Origin of the sequence: Rhodoligotrophos sp. CJ14, assembly GCF_038811545.1 — a bacterium.
Lineage (GTDB): Bacteria > Pseudomonadota > Alphaproteobacteria > Rhizobiales > Im1 > Rhodoligotrophos > Rhodoligotrophos ferricapiens.
Map to the genome: position 1 here is coordinate 1,894,587 of NZ_CP133319.1, position 14,055 is coordinate 1,908,641.

The 14,055-nt window shown below is 62.8% G+C and carries 14 protein-coding genes; 13 read left to right on the forward strand and 1 reads right to left on the reverse strand.

Going from position 1 to position 14,055, the window contains the following annotated elements; genetic code table 11:
- Positions 1-153: 153 nt before the first annotated feature.
- The 13 genes from RCF49_RS08810 (at position 154) to RCF49_RS08870 (ending at position 12,885) form a co-directional block, all read left to right on the forward strand.
- Positions 154-936, forward strand: coding sequence for an SDR family oxidoreductase (locus tag RCF49_RS08810; protein WP_342643653.1), 783 nt, complete (start codon positions 154-156; stop codon positions 934-936).
- A gap of 89 nt (positions 937-1,025) precedes the next feature.
- Positions 1,026-1,799 carry an IclR family transcriptional regulator gene (locus RCF49_RS08815; RefSeq protein WP_342643654.1) on the forward strand — a complete coding sequence of 258 codons (774 nt, stop codon included), beginning with the start codon at positions 1,026-1,028 and terminating at the stop codon, positions 1,797-1,799.
- Positions 1,800-2,022: 223 nt separating this feature from the next.
- A complete protein-coding gene (locus RCF49_RS08820) occupies positions 2,023-2,901 on the forward strand; it encodes a branched-chain amino acid ABC transporter permease (protein WP_342643655.1) in 879 nt (292 codons plus the stop codon).
- 1 nt (position 2,902) lies between these two features.
- Complete coding sequence (locus RCF49_RS08825; RefSeq protein WP_342643656.1) at positions 2,903-4,729, forward strand: branched-chain amino acid ABC transporter ATP-binding protein/permease; 1,827 nt, start codon at positions 2,903-2,905, stop codon at positions 4,727-4,729.
- On the forward strand, positions 4,722-5,441 hold the full coding sequence (locus tag RCF49_RS08830; protein WP_342643657.1) for an ABC transporter ATP-binding protein: 720 nt from the start codon (positions 4,722-4,724) through the stop codon (positions 5,439-5,441). Before RCF49_RS08825 ends, RCF49_RS08830 begins: the two co-directional genes overlap by 8 nt.
- Entirely contained in the window at positions 5,431-6,582 is a 1,152-nt protein-coding gene (locus RCF49_RS08835) for an NADH:flavin oxidoreductase/NADH oxidase (protein WP_342643658.1), read from the forward strand. The genes RCF49_RS08830 and RCF49_RS08835 overlap by 11 nt, the downstream gene beginning before the upstream one ends.
- Before the next feature lie 44 nt (positions 6,583-6,626).
- Complete coding sequence (locus tag RCF49_RS08840; protein ID WP_432807377.1) at positions 6,627-7,757, forward strand: M20/M25/M40 family metallo-hydrolase; 1,131 nt, start codon at positions 6,627-6,629, stop codon at positions 7,755-7,757.
- Between the two features lies 1 nt (position 7,758).
- The gene (locus RCF49_RS08845; protein ID WP_342643659.1) at positions 7,759-8,328 is read left to right on the forward strand and encodes an NIPSNAP family protein; all 570 of its coding nucleotides are present in this window, start codon (positions 7,759-7,761) and stop codon (positions 8,326-8,328) included.
- On the forward strand, positions 8,325-8,807 hold the full coding sequence (locus tag RCF49_RS08850) for a hypothetical protein (RefSeq protein WP_342643660.1): 483 nt from the start codon (positions 8,325-8,327) through the stop codon (positions 8,805-8,807). The genes RCF49_RS08845 and RCF49_RS08850 overlap by 4 nt, the downstream gene beginning before the upstream one ends.
- Before the next feature lie 14 nt (positions 8,808-8,821).
- Entirely contained in the window at positions 8,822-10,048 is a 1,227-nt protein-coding gene (locus RCF49_RS08855; protein WP_342643661.1) for an ABC transporter substrate-binding protein, read from the forward strand.
- Positions 10,049-10,126: 78 nt separating this feature from the next.
- The gene (locus tag RCF49_RS08860) at positions 10,127-10,771 is read left to right on the forward strand and encodes a hypothetical protein (RefSeq protein WP_342643662.1); all 645 of its coding nucleotides are present in this window, start codon (positions 10,127-10,129) and stop codon (positions 10,769-10,771) included.
- Between the two features lie 56 nt (positions 10,772-10,827).
- Entirely contained in the window at positions 10,828-11,580 is a 753-nt protein-coding gene (locus tag RCF49_RS08865; protein ID WP_342643663.1) for an SDR family NAD(P)-dependent oxidoreductase, read from the forward strand.
- Between the two features lie 60 nt (positions 11,581-11,640).
- Positions 11,641-12,885, forward strand: a complete 1,245-nt coding sequence (locus RCF49_RS08870; protein ID WP_342643664.1) for an MFS transporter — start codon at positions 11,641-11,643, stop codon at positions 12,883-12,885.
- Between the two features lie 19 nt (positions 12,886-12,904).
- Here the strand turns inward: RCF49_RS08870 and RCF49_RS08875 are convergent, their stop codons facing one another.
- The gene (locus RCF49_RS08875) at positions 12,905-14,026 is read right to left on the reverse strand and encodes an alpha/beta hydrolase (RefSeq protein ID WP_342643665.1); all 1,122 of its coding nucleotides are present in this window, start codon (positions 14,024-14,026) and stop codon (positions 12,905-12,907) included.
- Positions 14,027-14,055 lie beyond the last annotated feature (29 nt).

The window sequence follows — 14,055 nt, forward strand, 5'->3', positions numbered from 1 at the left end:
GCCTGCGATCGCCGTGATTATGTCTGACGAAGCGTCTCGATTTGGGGGAGCTCACACTGCCCGATCCTGTTCGGCCGCGGGCGACAGCGGGACCAGCGTGTAACGACAACATCAGTGCCTATCCCATGGCTTAAGCGGAGGCGGAGAAAGTATATGACCGCGCGACAAGCTGCGATCGTCACCGGCGCTGCCGGCGGCATCGGCCTCGCGACCGTGGCGAGGCTCCTGGCAAAGGATTTTCATGTCTTGCTGCTCGATCACGACGAGCGCGCAGTCGGCAGCGCTCTCGAGCACTTTGCGGCGGATCGCGACCGCCTTGTTCCCTATATCGGCAATGTGGTCGATGAGGCCGACATCGCCCGCGCCACTGACACGGCATTGAAGGCGTTCGGCCGCATCGACGCGCTTGTGAATATTGCAGGCGGAGCGGGCCCCAAAAAAGTGGCGGACATCGAGGAGATCGAGACCTCGGTCTGGGATCATGTGGTCGATCTCAACATCAAGAGCACCTTTTTATTCTGCCGAGCCGTGGTGCCTGTGATGCGCAAGCAGCATTATGGCCGGATCGTCAACCTTTCCTCGGTCATCGCTTTCGGCGAAAAGGGCCCGCCGACCACCGTCGCCGGCCGCCTGCCTTATGCAACAGCAAAAGCAGCGATCATCGGGTTCACCGCGCAGCTTGCCAAGGATCTTGCCGCCCATGGCATTACCGTGAATGCACTTTGCCCCGGCCTGATCCTAGGCAAGCAGGGCTCGCGCATCCGCGACCGGTTCGATGCACTCCCGGAGGCGGAACGTGCGCGAATGCTGGCCGGCTATCCTATCGGCCGGCCGGGAGATCCCGACGAGGTGGCCTCCATGATCGCCTATCTCCTATCCAGTGACGCAAGCTATGTCACCGGCACCGCAATCCCAGTCGATGGCGGCTACCTCTGATCGAACGGCATCCCGCAGTTTTCGGAGAGCACAGTCAGACCTTCGAGAGTGGCCCCGTGTGAGTGGAAGCTCCGGAGAAGAGGGTAGAATTGAGTACTGACGAGCCGAAGCGCAAAGACCAGGGCCCCTATGTCGAGGCGCTCGTTCGTGGCCTGCGCGTGCTTGAGGTCTTTTCAGCATCACCAAAGCCCATGTCTCTCTCCGAGATCGCGCAAGCCGCCGGCTTCGACAAGAGCGCCGCGCAACGCTTGACACGCACGCTCGTTGGCCTCGGCTATCTCGAGAAGACCACGGGCGGTGTGGTTCCCGGCCGCCGGATATTGGAGCGCTCATTTGACTATCTTCGCGCAACGCCCCTCGTCACCCGCGCCATTCCAATTCTTGCCGATCTCAGAAGAACCGTGAATGAGCGCGTCGATCTCAGCCTCTTCGACGATACTTCGATGATCTATATCGTCCGGATGCAGAGCAAGCGCGACACCCTGCATGCCCACCTCATCGGGGCGAGAGTGCCCACCTTTTGCACCTCCGGCGGCCGCGCAGTCCTCAGCCACTTGCCGGAAGAACAGGTGCTCGACATCATCAATCGCTCCGATCGCCGCAAGCTCACGCCGCGCACCACAACGGAAGTAAAGGACATTCTCCAGCGCATAGCCGAGGTCCGGGAAACCGGCTATTCGCTGGCGCTCGAGGAAGTCGTCATTGGCGAGGTCGCGCTGGGTGCCGCCGTACTAGACGAGAACGGCCGGCCGATCGCCGCCCTGCACGTGGTGGGCTCGCTGAGCGAATGGGCACCTCAGGATTTCGTTCAGCGCGTCGGTCCTCTCGTCACCGCGGCGGCCAACGGCCTTCGCGCGCCTTGAGAGACATCCACTGATCTCGCGCGGCCCTCTGCTTGACATGCGCGAAGCCGCAGTCCTAAACTCATAAATGTGGGTCGGCCGTATCTCCTAGAGATGCGATATACGGTCGAAGGGGAAAATTGAGCACCGCGACAGAGACGACGCGTCCTCGTGGAATCGCTGAATCGGCGAGCCCTGGGCGGATCCAGTCTTTGGCCGCCGCGTTCCGCTCACGAGGGCCACGATGGAAGAGCTCGGAATCATTCTCGTGAGAGGGCTGGGTCTCGGCGCCGTCTACGCCTTGATCGCCATGAGCCTGAATGCCATCCATCGCGCATCCGGCATCTTCAACTTTGCCCAAGGCACCTTGTTCGTGGTGGCCGGCATCCTGGCGGCGCTCACCATGCCGGCCTCGCCCAACCCCTATCTCTGGCTGGCGGTGCTGCCGCTCGCGGCGATCACTCTGGCGGTTGCCATGGCGGCACAAGGCTATCTGACCTTGCTGCCCCTGCGCTCATCGGTCGAACAACACTCCTGGCTGGTCTCGACACTGGCCGTTTCCGTCTTGATTGGCGCGGTCATTCTGCTGATACAGGGCAATAACCAGGTTCTCACCACCAGCCAGTTCCCAAGCTTTCCCGTCTTCGGCACCAGGACACCGGCCCCTTACATTCTTGCGATCATTGCCGCCCTGTTCTGGTACGGCGCTTTGCGCTGGTTTCACACCAAGACCCTGACCGGCCTGTCCATCAGCGCCATCGCCCAGGACCTGGATGCGGCCAGAGCCGCGGGTCTTCGGGTTCGGCGGCTGCAGGTGATGGCCTTCGGTTTGAGCGGCCTCATTATCGGCTCGGCAGGCTTCATCTCAGCACCAATCATCGCGCTCGCCAATGACAGTGGCTTACCTTACGTCACCAATGGCTTCGTCGCTGCAGTCGTCGGCGGCATCGGGAGCGATACGGGCGCGCTGATCGGCGGTGCTCTGGTCGGTGTGATCTCCATGTATGCCGCCTTCGAATATGGCGGCGAGTTCCAGAACGTGGTGACGCTCGGAGTTCTTATCCTCGTCTTGATGATCCGCCCGGAAGGGCTGTTCGGCACCCCCGCAGCGCGGAAGGTCTGACATGGCTGAGACCTCTCCCCTCATCGATGATCGCGACCAGCCTCGGCCGCATCAATCGCTGCTCGGTAGGCTGTTTCAGGGAACTGCCGGCCGGTCCAATCTCCAGGTCGCCATCGGCGTTGTGCTCATCATATTGAGCACCGTTCTGCCCGCCGCCACTGGCCATCCCTATTGGGCCCACAACTTTCTCATCGTCAATCTGTTCGTCACCGTTGCTGTTCTCCAGAACCTGCTGCTGTCCGATGCGGGCCAGCTTTCCTTCGGCCAGGGCGCCATCTTCGGCATCGGCGCCTACATGACCGGGATCATCTCGGGCCTGTGGGGATATAGCTACCCCGTCGGCTTCCTGGGCGGTGTCACCGCGGCCATGGTGCTCGGACTGCTATTCGCGGCACCGGCCCTGCGCGTCCAGAGCTTCTATCTGGGGTTCGTGACCTTAAGCGCCGCCATCGTCTTTCCGGAAATGCTGGTGGCCTTTTCCGATGTCACCAATGGCATCAACGGCATCGCGCGTGCCGTACCCGCCCTGACCGCACCCGTCCTCGGCGGCTTGAGCTGGATCTCCTTCATCATCATGGGGCTGGCTTGCGCGAGCCTGATCGGCCATTTGTGGTTCCGCCGCACCGCGCTCGGCCGGCGCATGCGGGTTGCCGCCCAAAGCCCCGAGGCTGCCGTGACCATGGGCTGGAGCCCCGGCATTCTGCGCTTCATCGCCTTCACCATAGCAGCGCTCGGCACAGGTATTGCCGGCGCGCTTTACTTGCCCGTTATCGGCTTCGTCAGCCCCTATGCGTTCCGGGTTGAACTTTCGATTTTCTTCTTCTTCGCCGTTATTGTCGGCGGCTCGGGCAAGCTCATCGGCCCGGTCATCGGCGTCTGGGTGCTCTACCTCCTGCCCAACGTGATCCTGGCAGATTTGGCCGTCTACCGGCTGATGGCCTATGGCATCATCGCGCTCGTCATCATGCTGGCCTTCCCCGACGGAATCGTTGGGACCATCGAGAATGCCATAAAGCGCTATCGCTCGCGGCGGAGCAGCGGCGAGATCGAATTCGACCACGTGCTGAACCGCAGCGTGCCCGCCGTCCTGCACCCGCAGGCATCCTCCGGCGTAAAGGTCGAGAATGCCCGCAAGGCCTATGGCAAGATGGTCGCCCTCAATGATGTGAATGTCACCGTTGCACCGCGCACGATCCACGCCATCGTCGGCCCGAACGGATCCGGCAAGACCACCCTGCTGAACATGATCTCCGGTCTTGCGCGGCTTGATGCCGGTCGCGTCATCATCGATGGCGTCGAGACCACCAACAAGCCCGGCTACAGCACCGCCCGGCTCGGCCTTGGCCGGACTTTTCAAACCCCGCGTGTTTTCGACGAGATGTCGATCTGGGACAATGTCTTGATCGGCAATGACGCCAAGACGTCCTCAGGTCCATCTTGGCTGCTCGAGGCCCTGAATGCCCACCGGGCCGAATGGGCATCCGAAACCGCCGATGTGCTCCCACACGCCCAGCGGCGCCTGCTGGAAATTCTCCGCGTGCTGGCCATGGATTCCAAGATCGTGCTGCTGGACGAGCCCGCCGCGGGGCTTTCCTCCGTCGAACGGCGCAAGCTTGCCGCGCTTTTGCGCCTCGTTCGCGACAAGCTGGGCAAGACGGTCGTGCTGATTGAGCATGACCTGCACCTGGTCTGGGACGTGGCCGACCACATCACCGTCCTCGATGCGGGCGATGTCGTTGCCGACGGAGCACCGCGCGCCATCCTGAACGATCCTCGCGTCAGGGCACTGTTCGGCGCATCGACGCCAAGGATGAGTGCCAATGCTTGAGATCAGGGAGCTCAGATCCGGCTACGGGCGCGTGCCGGTCCTGCACGGGGTGGATCTCAGCCTCAAGCCCGGCGAGATCCTGCTGGTGCTCGGCGCGAACGGTGCGGGCAAGTCGACGCTGCTGCGCACTATCGCGGGCTTCATCAAGCCGACCTCCGGCTCGGTCCTGTTCGAGAACAGCGATATTGCCGGCCGGCCGCCCGAAGAATTGGCGCGGGCCGGATTGCGGCTGGTTCTCGATGGCCATCGCGTCTTCCCGAACATCTCCGTGGCCGACAACATCCGCCTCGGCGCGGTAATGCATGGTGCCAAGCGCTCTTTCGAGGAGCTCGCCGGCCCGGCCTTTGAGATGTTCCCGATTCTGCGGGAGAAGCTGCACCAGCCCGCACGCGAGCTCAGCGGCGGCCAGCAGCAGATGGTGGCGCTCGCTCAGGCCTTTGCCGCCAAGCCCAAGGTGCTGCTCTGCGACGAGCCCTCTCTCGGCCTAGCCCAGGCTCTGCTGCCGCAGATTCTCGATTTTCTTCGTGAATGGGCCCGTTCGGGAACCGGCATCATCATCGTCGAGCAGCAGATTGGCGTCGCCTTGCACGTGGCCGACCGGGCCATGGTCATCGAACGCGGAGAAGTGAAACTGTCCGGCACCGCCGATGAGCTTCGCACCAATCCCCGCGTGCAGGACATCTATATGGGCCTTTCCGCCGATGCCGAGTGATGTCCAACACGGCTCGGCGCTGTTTGCGCCAATCCGCTTGAGGGATACGGCCTTCAAGAACCGCATCGTCATCTCGCCGATGCAACAATACGCGGCCGGGCGAGACGGCAATCCCGGCACTTGGCATTGCGAACATCTCGGTCGGCTGGCGGCAGGCGGCGCGGGCCTGGTCTTCGCCGAAGTCAGCGCCGTCAGCCCCGAGGGACGCAACACCCATTTCGACACCGGGCTCTGGTCGGAGTCCCACATTGCAGCCTGGGCGCCAATTGTCGAAGAGATCGCACGTCACGGGGCGGTGCCTGGAATTCAGATTGGCCATTGCGGCCGCAAGGCTTCGATCCAATGCCCTTGGGACGGATTTGGCCCCTTAGGACCATCGGATGCCGCCCGCGGGGAACCGCCTTGGCCCGTTATCGGCCCATCACCGATAGCCTCCAATCCGGGTTGGCCGGTGCCGGCCGAGCTTTCGGTTGCGCAAATTACCACCCTCGTCGGGCAATTCGCTGACGCCGCGAGGAGGGCCGCTGCAGCGGGATTCCGTGCGCTGAATGTTCACGGCGCCCATGGCTATCTCATCCACAGTTTTCTGTCGCCTTTGAGCAATCACCGCGCGGACAGCTATGGTGGAAACATTGTGGGCCGCATGAAATTCGCCCTTGAGGTCGCCGAAGCCGTGCGCGCGAGCTGGCCGGATCCGCTCCCGATCTTCTTCCGCGTGTCGGCCATCGATGGTCTGCCCGGCGGCTGGGAGATAGACGATTCTATCGAGCTCGCGCGCGCCCTTAAGCGGCGGGGCATCGATGTCATCGATTGTTCCTCCGGGGGGCTCACCACGCGCTCGACCACTGCCGCTGTGCCGAGACCGGAGGGATATCAGGTGCCCCTGGCCTCGGCTATTCGTGACGGCGCGCAGATCAAGACCATGGCCGTCGGCCTCATCCGCAATCCGCAATTCGCGGAAGCGGTCGTCGCCGACCAACGCGCCGATTTCGTAGCAATCGGGCGTGAGAGCCTGAGTGATGCGTTCTGGCCGGCGCGCGCCGCCGTGGAACTCTTGGGAGAGGAAAAGGGCTACGCGCTGTGGCCTCGGCGCTACGGCTGGTGGCTGGAGCGCAGGGCTCAGCAGCTTCGGCTCGCATGAAGCGGGGCGCAGCCTGCGGTCTTGGGCCCGATGCAATGGGGACGATGATGGACTTCAGAGCTCTGCAGTTTGACACCGAAGCGATGCTGACTGGGCTGCGGCCTTGGGTCGAGTGTGAAAGCCCGACCTGGGACGCCACCGCCGTGAACCGGATGATGGACCTGGCGTCCAAGGATATGGCAGATGCCGGCGCCCGCATCACGCGTGTGCCCGGCCGGCTTGGCTTCGGAGATTGCGTGCGCGCCCAGTTCCCGCATAGCCGATCCGCACCGGGTATACTGATCCTCGGCCATCTCGATACCGTTCACCCCGTGGGAACCCTGGCGAAATGCCCATGGCGTCGAGAAGGCGAGAAATGCTACGGCCCTGGCATTCTGGATATGAAGGGCGGCAATTACATCGCCCTTGAAGCCATCCGCCAGCTTCAGCGCGCCGGCTTCGAAACGCCCCTGCCCGTGACAGTTCTCCTCACGAGCGATGAGGAGGTCGGCAGCCCGAGCACGCGCGAGCTGATCGAGCAGGAAGCGCGCCAGCACGCATTCGTGCTTGTGCCCGAGCCCGGAATGCCGGATGGCGGTGTCGTATCCGGCCGCTATGCGATCGCCCGCTATAATCTCAGCGCGGTTGGCATGCCGAGCCATGCCGGCGCCCGGCTTTCGGAGGGCCGCTCCGCCATTCGCGAGATGGCAAGGCAGATCCTCGCCATCGAGGAAATGACCACGGAGGATTGCACCTTCAGCGTCGGTGTCGTGCATGGCGGCGAATGGGTGAATTGTGTGCCCTCGGTCTGCACGGGCGAGGTACTCAGCATGGCCAAGCGCCAGGAGCATCTCGATCAGGGTGTCTCCCGAATGCTGGCGCTGTCGGGCACCCGTGCCGGTGTCGAGTTCACCGTGACCCGCGGTGTGACGCGTCCCGTATGGGAGCTGTCCGAAAGCAGCATGGGCCTGCTTGAGAGCGCCCGCAAGGTCGCCCGCCAGCTTGGTCTTGATCTGCCCGATCACAGCATGGGCGGCGGATCGGACGGGAATTTCACCGGGGCCATGGGCATTCCCACCCTCGATGGCCTGGGCTGCCTCGGTGATGGCTATCATACCCTGCAGGAATTCATCTCCGTCCGGAGCCTCGCCGAACGGGCCAAGCTCTTTGCAGGCCTCCTCTTGGAGCTGAAGTAAAGTGGACGATCAGCACCCCATCTTCGAACTCCGGAAATACCGCGTGGCCGATGGGCGGATGCAGGACGAGATCGAGCGCGCATTGAGCTGCATTCGCCCACAAGAACAAGGCGGCCTTGCTCTGTTCGCACGCCACGCTATCCCCGCCCCTCTGGGCATGTGGCGCGCGATCACTGGCCCGAGCCTGCCTTGCGTTCTGTTCCTCTACCAGTGGCCCAGCGTGGCCGCCCGGGCGAGCGCCTTCGAAAGCTTTTATGCCGACGCGGAATGGCAGCGCGAAAGGGCGCGCACCAATGGCGGACAGGAGATCGTCGATCGCATGGACGATCTCCTCTATATCGGCGCCTCGCCGAAGCCCATGCCCGCTGATCGGATCTACGAATTCGAGCTCTCTCCATCGGATCGAGCGTCCGATGATCTGGTAGCATTCCTCAAGCCGCTCTGTGGCAACGATCCGCGGCACCTCGCCATCCGCGCCTATGCCTCCCTCTCAGATGCGTTGAACCGAAACACGGAAAGCCCCGCGCCCCGCCTCCTTTGCGCACCCATTGCCACGGGGGCCTCCTCATGAGACCTGTCTACCGCATCGGTCTTCGCCACAAGAGGGTGATCTGCATCGAGCACTGGCCGAGTTGGGAGGCCTTTGATGCACTCCGCCCCGAGCCGCGCACCTTCCCCTCCGATCTTGCCTATTCGGACGGCGAAGTCCGCCTGCACGATCTCTCCGGCACCTGCTTCGAGCTGCAGCGCCTGCGCGTCAACAATGGGGGGCTCGCCGCCGCCAAGCAGCTCCTGGCGGAAGATGTTGCAATGTGGCGGGCGGCCGGTGCTCAGGTCATCGGCCGGTTCGAGGTGGTGCATGGCCATGATCTGCCCGCTCTCTTGCTCCTCTTGAACTGGGAGAGCGCCGAGCGGGCGGCTGAGGCCGGGCGCGAGATCGAATCCAGTACTGCACTCAATGAAAAGCGCCAGCAGGACCGCCTCGCCTCCGGCCGGGCGGCCATTCGGGCAAGCAGCCGCGTCCTCGGCTGCACCCTATGTCTGGAATAAGGAGGGAGTGGTCAATGAACAGGAACAGATTAAGAACATCAAGGCGTGGGTTGACGGCTGCCGCCCTCGCGACGGCCTTATTGGGCTGGCCATTGTCGGCCGGAACCGTGGGCGCGCAGGAAGGGCCGGTCAAAATCGGGTTGTTTCTCGAACTGACCGGCGGCTCGGCCTCGACCACATCCGAGGCCAGCCAGCTCGGGGTGGAGCTCGCTGTCTCTGAGATCAACGCGGCGGGCGGCATCGGCGGACGCCAGCTTCAGCTCGTGGTGGCGGACACGCAAACCGATGCGACCGTGGGCGTCGGCGAGATGAAGCGTCTCGTCCTTCAGGAAGGGGTGCAATTCGTCTTCGGTCCGGTGATCAGCCAGGTGTTCATGGCAGCCGCGCCGGTGGTCAACGAGGCCAAGATCTCGTCCATCGGCTCGACCGGCTCTCTGGCGATCACCCCGGCCTTCGCCCCTTATTACTTCAGCACGCTCATCAATGCTGAAGTGCAGGCCAAGAAGATGGTGAGCGAGGCGATTGACGTCCGCAAAGCCAAGAAAGTGGCCATCCTGTCCGACACCGGCGCGCAGGCGAAGGATTTCGTTGCGGCGGTGAAGAAGGAGCTGGAAGCTCGTGGCGTGGAGCTGACCGGCACTCAGGAATATCAGTACCGCGCGACCGACATGACCCCGCAATGGCTCGCGCTCAAGCGGGGAGATCCTGATGAGCTGCTGTTCTTTACCTCCAGCGGCGAGGATGGCGGCCATGCGCTCAAGAGCTTGAGCGAGCTCGGCTGGGATATCCACGTGACCGGCAACTGGAGCATTGGCGCTTTTGCCGAGATCGTCGAGCAGATCGCGGGCAAGGAAGCATTCCAGAACGTGACCGGTGCCAATTATCGCGGCTTCACCTTCTGCAAGGGCGGTGAGCAGCCCACGAAATATCTCGAGCTGGTGGAAAAGACCAAGAAATTCGCACCCGACCGTGCCGCCCGGGCCGCAATGACCTTCGTCGCGCTGTTTTACGATGCAACCTATCTCATGAAGGCGGCCGTGGAGGGCTCTGGCGGCAAATGGGAAGGCCCTGGCATTGCAGAGTGGATCGAGAAGAATGCCAGCAGCGTCAATGGAGTGGCGGGCAAGTACACGCCGACCTCGAGCTCGCATTTCCTCTATGATGCGGACGCGGTGGTGACGGTCAATCCTGCCGAACGCGGCGAGGCGAACATCCAGGAACGGGCCGACTGCGCGAAGTGATGCAGCTCGCCAACCAGGGCGCAGCGGCGCGTCTTCGGGCTGCGTCCTGCTCCCAACAGGATTGAAAGAGGCAACCCGGTGCCGTCACTTCTCTACACAGCGGAACTCGCTCTCAACGAGGAAGACATTCAACCCTTCCTCGACTGGTATGCCTATCGTCATGCGCCGGATCTTTACCCCATCGGCTTTCAGTCCTGCGCCTGCTACCGGGCAACCATCGGCGACATGACCTTCTTCGACATCTATGAGATCCCCGCTTGGGAGATCTTCATGAAACCCGCATACGGGCTCATGGCCGAGCGCGACGTTTACGCCGCCGACATCCTCTCGAAGCGGCTGAACAAGGCGCACACCCTCTATGAGCACGAACAGCTCCATCCGGCATCCCCCGAACGAGCCCTCCCGCTGGATGCCGACTGGATCTCCATCCTGCGCTTCAATGCCAGCGCGGAGCGCGATGCGCTGGAGACCGTCATTCACCAGGAAGCGGCCCGCTTGGCCAACGCGGGAGCAAAGCTTATTCGCTTTGCCCGGCGCACCAAGGATCATCCGACCTATACGACTCACCGTCCGCATTTCATGCTGCTGGCCGAATGGCCGCAAAAGCCGCCATCGGAAGCAGAGCTCTTCAAGCCGGTCGAGCAACAGTTGAGCGGGCGCATTTCGGACCTGACGCCCTTTTTGGGCTACCGCGTCTATCCCTGGCCCGATCGCCCGATCTAAATTGCCTGAAGAGGCGGCCCGCGCCGCAGATATCCCGCGAACAAGGAGAAATGACGATGAGACTTGCAGGCCGGCGTGTCGTGGTGACCGGAGCGGGTTCGGGCATCGGACTTGCGGCAGCACTCGTGCTGGCCAGGGAAGGAGCCCGCGTCGGACTGATCGACTACGACCCCGTAAAGCTTGGGGAAGCGATGGCAAAGCTGGGCTCCGGTGGTTTTGGTGCCGCCGCCGATGTGAGCAATTCGGCTGAAGTCGAGGCTGCCATAGCAGCAATAGCGGAAGAGCTCGGTGGGCTTGACGGTGTGGTCAATTCGGCCGGTATTGACCTCCTCAGACCTTTCGCCGAGACCGGACCTGATGACTGGAACCGCGTCATGGCGGTCAATGTCAATGGCCCCTATCACGTCTGCAGGGCGGCGCTTCCCCATCTGAAGCGCGCGGGCTTCGGCACGGTCGTCAATATCTCCTCGGCGGCGGGGTTGCGGCCGCTTGAGCACCGCACCGCCTACTGCGCCTCGAAAGCTGCCCTTGTGATGTTTACGAAGACCCTGGCGGCTGACCTGGCACCTGATGAGATCCGGGCCAATGTCATCTGTCCCGGCATCGTCGACACTCCCCTGTTCCTGGCGTCCTACCAGAACGCGCCGGACCCAGACGCCGAGCTCAGACGGATTCAGGATCGCTATCTCATCAAGAGGGCGGCTCAGCCGGAAGAGATCGCGGAGGCGGTTCTGTTCCTCACCAGCCGCGAGTCCTCCTACATCACCGGCTCGGCGCTTGCGGTCGATGGCGGCCGTTCGTTTCACTAAGAACACGACGAAGATGCCAGAAGCTATGACTTGCCCGCCGATCAGTCCGGGGCTCGCACCTTGAGCAGCACCAAGCAGGAGACGGTGGCCGTCTCTCAAAGCCCTGTTGTGACGGCCATCTCGGCCACCACCATCGTCCAGGTGCTGAGCTCCTTGATCGCGCTCGGAGTGCCGGTTCTTGCGCCGGCGATCGCCGCTGATCTTGGCATGGATCCCAAACTCATCGGCTATTATCCGGGCATCCTCTATTCCGCGGCTTTGGCGATCTGCATTATTGGCGATCCGCTTCTCTCGCTGGTGCGGCCGATGCTTCGCAGCCTCGTCTGCGTTCTGATCAGCATCGTCGGCCTCGCCCTCCTGCTTGGCGCGAGCCTGCCATTCTTCATACTGGGTGCCCTGATGATCGGCCTCGGCTATGGGCCGATCGTCCCCTCCACCTCTCAGATCCTCTCCGCCCGCACACCGGGCAAGCATGCCAACCTGATCTTCTCGCTCAAGCAATCGGGAGCACCGCTTGGCGGCATTCTCGCGGGCATCATCATGCCCTTTCTGGTCGGATATGCCGGTGGATGGAAGGGTGCGATCGAAGTCGTGGCTGTTGGCGGTGTGCTCGTGTTGCTGGCACTCAGCCCCTTGACCCCGCGGCTCGACAAGGGGGTGACGCCACTGCGATCGGCAGGGATGCTCGCCCCCATCAAGGCAGTGCTGGCCGTGCCGTCGCTCAGGCAGTTGGTGATCATGTCCTCCTCTTACGGCGGCATGCAGCTCTGCCTCGGCGCCTTCCTGACGGTCTACCTGGTCCACGTGCTCAACCTCGATTTCGGATTGGCCGGTCTGGTCTTCGGCGTCAGCCAGGCCGCTGGCATGATCGGCCGCCTCGTCTGGGGTTATGTGGCCGACCGCTTCTTTACGCCGAAGACGCTGATGGCTTTCCTGGGCTTCGCCATGGCAGCATCCGCATTCCTGGTCGCCGCCTTCTCGGCCGAGTGGCCGTTCTGGGCAATCTTGGTGGTTTCAGCCGCTTATGGGGGCACGGCCATGGGATGGAACGGCGTACTCCTCGCCGAGGTCGCGCGCATTGCCCCGCCGGGCGAGACTGGCCGGGTAACGAGCGGCGTCATGAGCGCCAACTATGCCGGCGTGATCGTCGGGCCGCTACTATTCACGGCCATCGCCTATGTGATGAGCACCCAGCGCGCCGGCTTTATCCTGATTGGCATCATAACAGCCCTCAGCGCCTGCACATCCTTCCGCGTGCGAACCAGCCGCGACGAGGCTGAAATACAGGGCTCCACCAAATTCTAGCAGGCCTCTCGCCCACGCTTCACTCTCCGCCCACCACCTTCCCCGCGATAACGAACGGACTGGAGATGGTTGCTCCGAGAGCCCGCAGCACGAAGGCACCCGCCTGGCGAACCTCGCCCCCCGGTCCTCGCCCGTCGGTCGCTTCGATCCTCGGGTGAAGGGCTGCGAGCGCGACGAACCGGTTATGCTTGAACCGGTCGGAGGTTTGCAGCTCCGAGATATCGATGATCCGGACCTTTGCCTCACGCGCAGCGCTGGCAACCCGTGGATCATTCACGTCGAGCTTGCCGACCCGCTGCCGCTCGGTGGACAGAAGCTCCGAGACTGACAGAGCAACGTCATCGCGCGAAACGAGAATGGTCAAAGGCGGTGAGAGCGGGCCTATCACCTTGAGCTGCGCACGAAATACATCCACATCGATATCGGGGGCAGCCAGAATGACATGGAGCCTGTCGACGACCTTGTTCTTTCCAGTAAGCCGGAGCTGACGCAGGGCCTCGGTCGTCAACCACGCGCCCATGCTGTGACCAATGATCGTGATTTCGCCTGTGGACGGCTTGGTCGCGAGCATGGTCAGCAGATCCACGAGTTGGTCACGCGAATAGGTAACAGCGTCCTTGTCCGCCACATAGCCGCTGACGCGCCCTTCCGATGGCCAGGCGAACAGAATCGGCACGCCCGCTGCCCCCGAATCCACGGTCATCTGCGCCATCCGGAACAGTGCTTCCTGGAAATTGGTGTTATAGCCGTGAACAAAGACACCGATATCCGGAGGCACTCCATTCCGCTTTCGGGAAATTTCCCGCTCGAAACCGGGCCGGTCGAGCAGGTGCCGCTCGATGGTCACGAAATCCGTTGCTGCATTGCTTTTGCCATTCGGCCACTCGATATTGCCGGGCTTGTGTGCTCGCGGGATGGAGATTGTGAAACGCGCATAGCTCATTTGCGCGGCCCGGTTCGACGTGAACACGCCGCTTGCCGGGTTACCATCTCTCGTCGTCGCCACATAGATCGTGACGGTTTTCGCCCCTGGGGCAGATACCGGCATCGCCTGGAGCACTTCGGGGCCGGGCCTGCCGGCGCACCCGGCGAGAAAGCAGGCCGAAAACAGAAGCACCACGTAAAAGTTGATCTTGGTCATGTGCGAAGGCCAATACCGTCACGGTTTTC